8 protein-coding genes are annotated in these 9,510 nt (G+C 68.5%); 4 read left to right on the forward strand and 4 right to left on the reverse strand.

Annotated elements, in window-relative coordinates:
• Positions 1-129 precede the first annotated feature (129 nt).
• Genes QH276_RS26960 through QH276_RS26975 form a run of 4 tightly spaced genes read right to left on the reverse strand, consistent with a single transcriptional unit; the run spans position 130 to position 4,780 of the window.
• Positions 130-1,164 (reverse strand): acyl-CoA dehydrogenase family protein, encoded by a 1,035-nt coding sequence (locus QH276_RS26960; protein ID WP_280399319.1) that lies wholly within the window; start codon positions 1,162-1,164, stop codon positions 130-132.
• Complete coding sequence (locus QH276_RS26965; RefSeq protein WP_280399320.1) at positions 1,161-2,300, reverse strand: acyl-CoA dehydrogenase family protein; 1,140 nt, start codon at positions 2,298-2,300, stop codon at positions 1,161-1,163. The genes QH276_RS26960 and QH276_RS26965 overlap by 4 nt, the downstream gene beginning before the upstream one ends.
• Positions 2,301-3,212: an enoyl-CoA hydratase gene (locus QH276_RS26970; RefSeq protein ID WP_280399321.1), complete on the reverse strand. Its 912-nt coding sequence runs from the start codon at positions 3,210-3,212 to the stop codon at positions 2,301-2,303.
• Positions 3,212-4,780, reverse strand: a complete 1,569-nt coding sequence (locus QH276_RS26975; protein WP_280399322.1) for a FadD3 family acyl-CoA ligase — start codon at positions 4,778-4,780, stop codon at positions 3,212-3,214. The genes QH276_RS26970 and QH276_RS26975 overlap by 1 nt, the downstream gene beginning before the upstream one ends.
• Positions 4,781-4,868: 88 nt before the next feature.
• Here QH276_RS26975 and QH276_RS26980 point away from each other — a divergent pair, with 88 nt between their 5' ends.
• The 4 genes from QH276_RS26980 (at position 4,869) to QH276_RS26995 (ending at position 9,235) form a co-directional block, all read left to right on the forward strand.
• A complete protein-coding gene (locus QH276_RS26980) occupies positions 4,869-6,149 on the forward strand; it encodes an acyl-CoA dehydrogenase family protein (protein WP_432278642.1) in 1,281 nt (426 codons plus the stop codon).
• Positions 6,146-6,943 carry an SDR family oxidoreductase gene (locus QH276_RS26985; protein ID WP_280399323.1) on the forward strand — a complete coding sequence of 266 codons (798 nt, stop codon included), beginning with the start codon at positions 6,146-6,148 and terminating at the stop codon, positions 6,941-6,943. Before QH276_RS26980 ends, QH276_RS26985 begins: the two co-directional genes overlap by 4 nt.
• 488 nt (positions 6,944-7,431) lie before the next feature.
• Positions 7,432-8,043, forward strand: a complete 612-nt coding sequence (locus QH276_RS26990; protein ID WP_280399324.1) for a TetR/AcrR family transcriptional regulator — start codon at positions 7,432-7,434, stop codon at positions 8,041-8,043.
• A 43-nt stretch (positions 8,044-8,086) separates the two neighbouring features.
• Positions 8,087-9,235 carry an acetyl-CoA C-acetyltransferase gene (locus QH276_RS26995; protein WP_280399336.1) on the forward strand — a complete coding sequence of 383 codons (1,149 nt, stop codon included), beginning with the start codon at positions 8,087-8,089 and terminating at the stop codon, positions 9,233-9,235.
• Positions 9,236-9,510: the final 275 nt, after the last annotated feature.

Raw genomic sequence — 9,510 nt, forward strand, 5'->3', positions numbered from 1 at the left:
CTGACGGACGGATGCCGAGATAGCGCCTACGTCCGGTTGTTGCCGCTTCCTGCCGGTTCTCGTTGCGGCGAGGCCGCACTCGTCCGGCAGCGCACTCGTCCGGCCCGGCCGGCCACTCGGATTCGGTTCTCAGGTGAGTGCGCCCGACGGGTCCACCGCGGGACCGGTGCGCAAGGCGTCGGCGACCCGGCCGCGATGCAGGCCGGGCGTGCCCCAGGCCGTGCGCAGGGCGGTGACCCGGGTCAGCCACAGCGACAGGTCGTATTCGGCGGTATAGCCGATCGCGCCGTGCACCTGCAGCGCGGTGCGCGCCGCCCGGTACGCGGCGTCGGCGCAGGCCACCGCGGCCGCCGAGGTGTCACGGGCGCGGTTCGGGGTCGTGGTGGTGAGCGCCGCCCGGTACAGCAGGGGTTCGGCGATATCGAGCCCGATGAACACATCGGCCAGTTTCTGTTTGACCGCCTGGAACTCACCGATCGGCCGGCCGAACTGTTTGCGCTGTTTGACGTAATCGGTCGAGGCGTCGAGCAGCGCTTTACCGGCACCGAGTAGCTGGGCGGCGTTGGCCAGCGCACCGGCGTCGAAACCTGCCGCGATGGCATCGCGTACCTGCGGTCCTTCGGCGATCGTTTCCCCGGCATCCACCGTGAACAACCGGCGTGCCGGATCCACCGAGCGCACGACTTCGCCGACGCGACCGGTAGACAGGCGATCCTCATGGGCGACCAGTACGAGATCGGCGCGATCGGCGTCCACCGCGACCGCGGCGCCCTCCGGCCCGCCGAAGGCGATGGTCGCCGACACGGTGCCTTCGGAGATACCGGGCAGCCACTGCTGCGCGGGGCCGGGGTCGGTGGCCGCCAGCGCCTGCAGCGATGCCGGCACGGCGGCCGCCGATTCCGCCAGCGGCCCCGGCGCCGCCGCGCGACCCACCTCGATGAACGCGACCAGCTGGTCGAGCGGTTCGGCGCCCAGGCCACCGAATTCCTCGGCGACGGTCAGGCCGAGGGCGCCGGCGGCGGCGAGTTGTTCGATCAGCGCGCGGCCGGGCGCGGGGTCTGTGCCGCTCCACGCCCGCACCGCGGCGGGTGTGGAACCGGATTCGAAAACCTTGCGGATACTGGCACCGAAGTCCCGGTGTTCCGGGCTGAGCGCGAATTTCATCGGCCGCCTCCCCTGGGTAGGCCGAGAAGCCGCTCGGCGATGATGTTGCGTTGGATTTCGTTGGTGCCGGCGTAGATCGGGCCGGACAGCGCGAAGAGGTAACCGTCGGTCCAGCGGCTCGCCTGTTCGGCGCGGGCGCCGAGGAGGTCGAGCGCGGTTTCGTGCATGGCGATATCGAGTTCGGACCAGAACACCTTGGTGATCGAGGATTCCGCGCCGAGTTTGCCGCCCTCGTTCAGCCGGGTGACGGTGCCGAAGGTGTGCAGGCGGTACGCCTCGGAGCCGATCCAGGCATCCACGACGGCATCTCGCGCCGCGGTGCCGGTATCGCCGGTTTCGGTCCACAGGTCGACCAGCCGCCGCGCGGTCGCACTGAACCGGCCGGGGCTGCGCAGCGAGAGACCGCGTTCGTTGCTGGAGGTGCTCATCGCGACCCGCCAGCCCTCGTTCGGCGCACCGATCACATCGCTGTCCGGGACGAATACGTCGTCGAGAAAGATCTCCGCGAAGCCGGGTTCACCGTCCAGCTGCGGGATCGGCCGGACCGTCACCCCGTCGGCGGTGAGCGGGAACATCAGGTAGGTGAGCCCGCGGTGCCGTTCGGCCTCGGGATCGCTGCGGAACAGGCCGAACGCCCAATCCGCGAACGCCGCCCGCGAACTCCAGGTCTTCTGCCCGCTCAGCACCCAGCCGCCGTCGGCGCGGCGCGCGGTGGAGCGGATACCGGCCAGATCGCTCCCGGCTTCCGGCTCCGACCAGGCCTGCGCCCAGATATCGTCACCGCGCGCCATCCGCGGCATGATCCGTTCGAGTTGTTCGGGGGAGCCGTGTTCGAACAGGGTCGGGGCCAGCAGGAAGATACCGTTCTGACTCACCCGGCCCGGCGCGCCGGCCGCGTAGTACTCCTGTTCGAACAGCACCCATTCCAGCAGCGAGGCATCACGGCCGCCGAATTCGCGCGGCCAGGAGACCACCGACAGCCGGGCCTCGGCCAGGGTGCGTTCCCATTCGCGGTGCGCTTCGAAACCCGCCGCGGTATCCATCGAGGGCAGCGGTTCGGCGGGGACATGAGCGGCCAGGAATTCGCAGACCTCCCGCTGGAATTCCCGGGTGCTGTCGTCGAGATCGAGATCCATTCAGGCTTTCCCGTCGTTCGTGGCCGCGGCGGTGGTCGCCCGCGCCTTCATAGATTTGGCGTTCAACCCGCCGAGCGAGTCGGTGCCGACTTCGGCATTGTGAGCGTGCGCGAAATGATGCAGGCCGAACACCGAATCCATACCGCTGCGCATACCCATGAGGTCCTCGGACTGGTTCACCGCCTTCTTCGTCAGCGCCAGCCCGAATTGCGGCATGGCCGAGATCTTCTCGGCCAGCGCCATGGTTTCGGCTTCGAGATCGGCCCGCGGCACCACCCGGTTGACCATGCCCCATTCCTTGGCCTGCGCGGCGTCGAAACGGTCGCCGGTGAACAGGAACTCCTTCGCCGCGCGCGGTCCCATCACCCACGGGTGGGCGAAGTATTCGACCCCCGGAATCCCCATGCGCACCACCGGGTCGGAGAAGAAGGCGTCATCGGCGGCGACGATCAGATCGCAGACCCAGGCCAGCATGAGCCCGCCCGCGATACACGCGCCCTGCACCATGGCGATGGTCGGTTTGGGGATCTCCCGCCAGCGGCGGCACATCCCGAGGTAGACCTCGGTCTCCCGGGCGAAGCGCTGATCGCCGCCCGGGCGGTCCACATGATCCCACCAGAGTGCGGCCTTGTTCTGGTATTTCACGTGATGGTCGCGGCCCGGGGTGCCCAGATCGTGGCCGGCGCTGAAATGTTCGCCGTTGCCGGCCAGCACGATGACCTTCACCTCGGGGTCCTCCACCGCCCGTTCGAACGCGGCGTCGAGCGCGTAGGTCATCACGGAGTTCTGCGCGTTACGGTAATCCGGCCGATTCAGGGTGACCACGGCGATGGCCCCACGGCGTTCGTAGGTGACCACATCGGGTTCGTGGGGAACGCTCCCGTTCACGGCCGGTGGATTGTGTTCCGGCATTACGAATTCTCCTCACGTAACCGGCGTTTGAGCACCTTGCCGCTGGCGTTGAAGGGCAGTTCGTCGCGGAATTCGACGAAACGCGGCACTTTGAAATTGGCCAGCACTTTGGTGGCGTAAGAGAACACCTGGTCTTCGGTGAGTTTCGCGCCCGGTTTCCGGACGACGAACACTTTGCCCACCTCACCCATCCGGGTATCGGGTACCCCGATCACCGCGCAGGTGGCGACGCCGTCCAGCCGGGAGAGGGCCTGCTCGATCTCGGCGGGATAGACGTTGAATCCGCCGCTGACGTACATATCCTTGAGCCGGTCGGTGATCTTGAGATACCCGCGCTCGTCGATCTCACCGATATCACCGGTATGCAGCCACCCGTCGGCGTCGATGGCTTTCGCGGTGCTCTCCGGATCGTCGAGATATCCCAGCATCACATTGGGACCGCGCAGCAGGATTTCCCCGGCGTCGCTCAGCTTCAGTTCGAACCCGGCCATCGGCCGGCCGCTGGTCGCGGAGATGGTCTCGGCATCGTCGTCGACCCGGCACATGGTGCCGAAACCGGTGGATTCGGACAGTCCGTAGGCGGTGAGTACCACCTCGAAATCGAGTTCCGCGCGCATCCGCTCGACGAGTACCACCGGGACGGGCGCCGCCCCGGTGACCGCCACCCGGAGACTGCTCAGCTCGAATCCGCCGCGGTCCGGGTAGTCCAGGATGGTCTGGTAGATGGTGGGCGGACCGGGCAGGACGGTGATCTTCTCCTGGTCGATCAGGCGCATGGTGGTCGGCACGTCGAAAACGATCTGCGGCACCATGGTGGCCCCGGTCAACACACAGGCGACGATCCCGGCCTTGTAGCCGAAGCTGTGGAAGAACGGATTCACGATCAGGTAGTTGTCGGCGCTGTGCAGCGTCGCGCATTCGGTCCAGCCGCGCACCGCCGACAACGTCTGCCGATGGGCGATCAGCACACCCTTGCTGCGGCCGGTGGTACCGGAGGTGAACAGGATGTCGGACAGATCGTCACCGCTGATCGATTCCGCGCGTTCCCGGGCCTGCTGCCGGTCGACCGCCGCCCCCGTTTCCGCCAGATCCGACCAGTTCAGCGTGCCTTCGGCCCGCTCCTGCTCACCCTCGACCGGGAGCACGACGACCGTATCGATGCGCAGTTCCGGTGCGGTCGCGCGCAGTTCGGCGAGGCGATCACGTTTCAGGAAGGTGCCGGCGATGAACAGGGCTTTGGCATCCACCCGGTTCAGCACGTCGACCACTTCGTCGGCGACATAACGGGTGTTGAGCGGGACCAGCGTCGCGCCCGCGTAGTGCGCGCCCAAGGCGGCGACAACCCAGTGCCAGGTATTGGGCGACCAGATCGCCACCCGATCACCGACCTGTATTCCACGGGCCAGCAGGGCGCGCGCTACGTCCTGGACCCGGGTGAGCAGTTCTGTCCAGTCGAGCCGGACGGGCCCGTCGGCCAGTGCGGGCGCCGAACCGAAGGTGTCGGCGGCGGCGTGCAAGGCCGCGGGGATGGTCTGGGCCACCGGCGGTGTGTGCGCAGGGGTGTTCACGGGTGTCCTCATGGTCGTGCGGCCGGGTGCGGTGCGCGGTCTCGAACGGAGTCTACAAAGCAAGTGCTTGGTAGGTTATCCTACCGGCGTGGGTGCTATCCAGACCTCAGAATCCGGTACCGGTCGCGACGGCGGGCGGCAATCAGGCGAACCCGCGGCGGGGCCGCGTGTCGCGGCCACGCCGCGTACCGCTGTCGAGCGGACCAGCGTGGCGGCGCTGAGCGATGGCGAATTCGCCGATCGGGTACGCGGCTGGCTGGAAGAGCAGCTGAACGGCGAGTTCCGGGAGTTGCGCGGGCTCGGCGGGCCCGGCCGCGAGCACGAGGCCTTCGACGAACGCCTGGAATGGGACCGCGCCCTGGCCGCCGCCGGCTGGACCTGTCTCGGCTGGCCCGTCGAATACGGCGGCCGCGCGGCGAGCGTGCGCCAGCAGATCATCTTCCACGAGGAGTACGCCAAGGCGAACGCGCCGGCGCGCGTCTCGCACGTCGGCGAGGAACTGCTCGGCCCGACCCTCCTGGCCTTCGGCACCGACGCCCAGCGCGACCGCTTCCTGCCGGGTATCCGCACGGTCGCCGAACTGTGGTGCCAGGGCTATTCCGAACCCGGCGCCGGCTCCGATCTGGCCGCGGTCGCCACCTCCGCCCGCCTCGACGGCGATCACTGGTCTATCAACGGCCAGAAGATCTGGACCTCCCTGGCTCATGTGGCCGACTGGTGTTTCGCGGTGTGCCGTACCGAACCCGGCTCGAAACGGCACAAAGGGCTGTCGTACCTGCTGGTCCCGATGGATCAGCCCGGTATCGAGGTCCGGCCGATTATCCAGCTCACCGGAACCTCGGAATTCAACGAGGTCTTCCTCGACAACGCGCGCACCGAGGCCGATCTCGTGGTCGGCGAACCCGGTGACGGCTGGCGGGTCGCCATGGGCACCCTCAATGTCGAACGCGGTATCTCCACCCTGGGCCAGCAGATTCGCTTCGCGCGGGAGCTGGCGGCCATCGAGGACATGGCACGGGAGTCGGGCGCGCTCGACGACCCGCTGCTGGCCGACAAGGTCGACCGGGCCTGGGTCGGCCTGCGGGTACTGCGCGCCCATGCCATGCGCACCATGGCCGAAACGGCCGAGGACGGTGGGCAGGCATCGGTGGGCAAACTGCTCTGGGCGAATTGGCACCGCGGTCTCGGTGAACTCGCCATGGCGGTGCGCGGCGCCGCCGGATTGGTGGCCGCGGACGGCGATCTCGACGAATGGCAGCGGCTGTACCTGTTCACCCGCGCCGATACGATCTACGGAGGTTCGAACGAAGTGCAGCGCAACATCATCTCCGAGCGGGTGCTCGGCCTGCCCCGTGAGGCCCGGCAGTGAGCGGGCCGCTGTCCGTCCCGCCGCCGCAGACGCCCGGCCACGGGCTGCTCACCGGCCGCCGGGCCGTGGTCACCGCGGCCGCCGGCACCGGAATCGGTTCCGCCACGGCCCGCCGGCTGCTGACCGAGGGCGCCGATGTGGTCGTCTCCGATTGGCACGAACGGCGTTTGGAGGCGACTCGCGCCGAACTCGCCGAAGCGTTCGCCGATCGTAAAGTGCACGCGCTCGTCTGCGACGTGACCAGCACCGCGCAGGTCGACGAACTGGTGCGCGGATCGGCGGCGGCGCTGGGCGGGGTCGATATCTTCGTCAACAATGCCGGGCTCGGTGGTGAGACGCCGGTGGTCGATATGACCGACGAACAATGGGACAAGGTCCTCGATATCACCTTGAACGGCACGTTCCGCTGCACCCGCGCCGCGTTGAACTATTTCCGCGACGCGAAGCACGGCGGCGTGATCGTCAACAACGCCAGCGTGCTGGGCTGGCGCGCCCAGTACGGTCAGGCCCACTATGCGGCCGCAAAGGCCGGAGTCATGGCGCTGACCAGGTGCAGCGCGGTGGAAGCCGCCGAACTCGGGGTCCGGATCAACGCGGTGTCGCCGAGTATCGCCCGGCATGCGTTCCTCGACAAGGTCAGCTCGAGCGAACTGCTGGATCGTCTCTCCGAACGAGAAGCCTTCGGCCGTGCGGCCGAGCCCTGGGAGGTCGCCGCGACCATCGCCATGCTGGCCAGCGATTACACCACCTACCTCACCGGTGAGGTCGTCTCGGTCAGCAGCCAGCGCGCGTAACCCCACGTGGCCCTGGCAGCCGGATTCCTGCCTCGCGCGGGTCCGATGCGCTTGCCCGGCGTGGACCTGGCAGGTGCCGGGATTTCCGGTACCGCGACGTTCGCGTATACGTTCGGCCGGGGTCTGCCGAGCGTCCCGCCGGAACGAGTGCCGTGCTTCAACGAGTGCCGTGCTTCGTCGCCCGGCGGCGCCATAACTGCCGCGGCGTCCGCATCCGGTGTGGTGGCGGTGCCGCGGGGCCGGGCCGGCGGCGCCCGCGGGTGTGCGAAACGACGCGTACTGCGCGGAAATCTTCGGGGCCGAACCCAGGGAACCGGTTCGTGGAATCGTGCGTCCAATCAGATCGGAAAGTAGTGCGGGATCGCGGTCCGGCGCTACGGGCCCGGCGGGTCCGGCTCCGAATCATGAGGGGGGAGCCGGAAACGCCGGGCCCGGTTCCTTTCCGCCTACCATGGACCCAAGCAAATGCTTGGTTGTATTATGGCCGGGTGACCGCACCCGACCCCACGAAATCGGCCCGGCGTAGCGAACTCCTCGATCTGGCGGCCGACCTGTTCGCCGAACGGGGCGTGCGCGCGACCACGGTGCGAGATATCGCCGACGCCGCCGGGATCCTCTCCGGCAGCCTCTACCACCACTTTTCCTCGAAAGAGGGGATGGTAGACGAGATCTTGCGCGGATTCCTCGACGAACTCTTCGGCCGCTACCGCGAGATCGCCGCGGCGGGCCTGAGTTCCCGCGCCACCCTGGAAGCGCTGGTGCTGGCCTCCTACGAGGCGTTCGACCGGTCGCATGCCGCGGTCGCCATCTATCAGTCCGAGGCCAAACGGCTGCAGGGCTCCGAACGGTTCGCCTATATCGACGAATACAACCGCGAGTTCCGGGAGCTGTGGCGGCGGGTGCTCACCAGCGGAGTCGCCGACGGCAGCTTCCGTCCCGAACTCGATATCGACCTGGCCTACCGCTTCCTGCGCGACACGGTCTGGGTGGCGGTTCGCTGGTACCGGCCGGGCGGCGGAGCGGTCACGGTCGAGACCCTCGCCAAGCAGTACCTCACCATCGTGCTCGACGGGCTCACCGTGCCGGGCCATATCGATTAGGAGAAAACCCATGGCTACAGCTGCCCGCCGCCCCTACGCGCCGCTGCGTGAGGCTTACGTGATCGACGCGGTGCGCACCCCGGTCGGCAAGCGCGGTGGCGCGCTGGCCGAGGTCCACCCCGCCGACCTCGGCGCGGCCGCGCTGCAGGGTCTGCTGGCCCGCAACCCGGTCGACCCGGCACAGGTCGACGATGTGATCGTCGGTTGCGTCGACAATGTCGGGCCGCAGGCCGGCAATATCGGCCGGACCATGTGGCTGGCCGCCGGCTATCCGGAGGAGGTCCCCGGCGTCACCGTGGACCGGCAGTGCGGGTCCAGCCAGCAGGCGATCAACTTCGGTGCGCAGGCCATCATGAGCGGGACCGCCGAGGTGATCGTGGCCGGCGGCGTGCAGAACATGAGCGCCATCCCGATCTCCGCGGCCATGATCGCCGGTAAGGAATACGGTTTCGATTCCCCCTTCGTCGGCGCGAAGGGCTGGGATCACCGCTACGGCACCGCTGAGGTGTCCCAGTTCCGTGGTGCGCAGTTGATCGCCGAGAAGTGGGGGATCAGCCGCGCGGATATGGAGCAGTGGGCGCTGCGCAGCCACGACCGGGCGCGCGCCGCGATCAAGGCCGGCCGGTTCGACAAAGAGATCGTGCCGGTCGGCGATTTCTGGATCGACCAGGGTCCCCGGGAAACCAGCCTGGAGAAGATGGCAACGCTACCCGCCCTCGCCGAGGGGAGCCCGCTGACCGCCGCTGTCGCCTCGCAGATCTCCGACGGGGCCAGCGCCACGCTGCTCGCCTCGGAGTGGGCGGTCGAGGAATACGGTCTCACCCCGCGCGCCCGCATCATCCACGTCAGTGCCCGCGGCGCGGACCCGCTCTACATGCTTACGGCGCCCATCCCGGCCACCAAGTGGGCACTGGAGAAAACCGGCCTGACCATCGACGATATCGACGTGATCGAGATCAACGAGGCGTTCGCACCCGTGGTCCTGGCCTGGTTGAAGGAGACCGGCGCCGATCCGGAGAAGGTGAACGTGAACGGTGGCGCGATCGCGCTGGGCCACCCGCTCGGCGCGACCGGGGCGAAACTGTTCGCCACCCTGCTCAACGAACTGGAACGGATCAACGGCCGCTACGGCCTGCTCACCATCTGCGAAGGCGGCGGCACCGCCAACGCAACCATCATCGAGCTGTGTTGATTTTGCGGCGCCTGCGGCGCCGCGGGTTTTGGTTCTGTAGTTTTTGGGGCGCCGCGGGGGGGGCCGGGGTTTTTGGCGCAAAGGGGGGGGGGGGGGCTGGGGGGGCGGGGGGGCCAGCCCGGCCCAGCCCGACGCCGCCTCGGCTCGACCCGGAATCGCCTCGGCCCAGCACGATATCGCCTCGGATTTGCACCTCACCACGTACGCCCGGGGTGTGGGGGGAGGCGGGCGAGGGGGCCGGAGACCCCGCCGCCCCCGACGGGGTGGGGGAGTTT

The sequence above is a fragment of the Nocardia carnea genome, assembly GCF_029869215.1.
Taxonomy (GTDB): domain Bacteria; phylum Actinomycetota; class Actinomycetes; order Mycobacteriales; family Mycobacteriaceae; genus Nocardia; species Nocardia carnea_B.

Excerpts from the sequence above, each read along its gene's own strand:
- QH276_RS26965 (WP_280399320.1), bottom strand. The coding sequence starts at position 2,300 with ATGGATCTCGATCTCGACGACAGCACCCGGGAATTCCAGCGGGAGGTC.
- QH276_RS26960 (WP_280399319.1), bottom strand. The coding sequence starts at position 1,164 with ATGAAATTCGCGCTCAGCCCGGAACACCGGGACTTCGGTGCCAGTATC.
- QH276_RS26970 (WP_280399321.1), bottom strand. The coding sequence starts at position 3,212 with ATGCCGGAACACAATCCACCGGCCGTGAACGGGAGCGTTCCCCACGAA.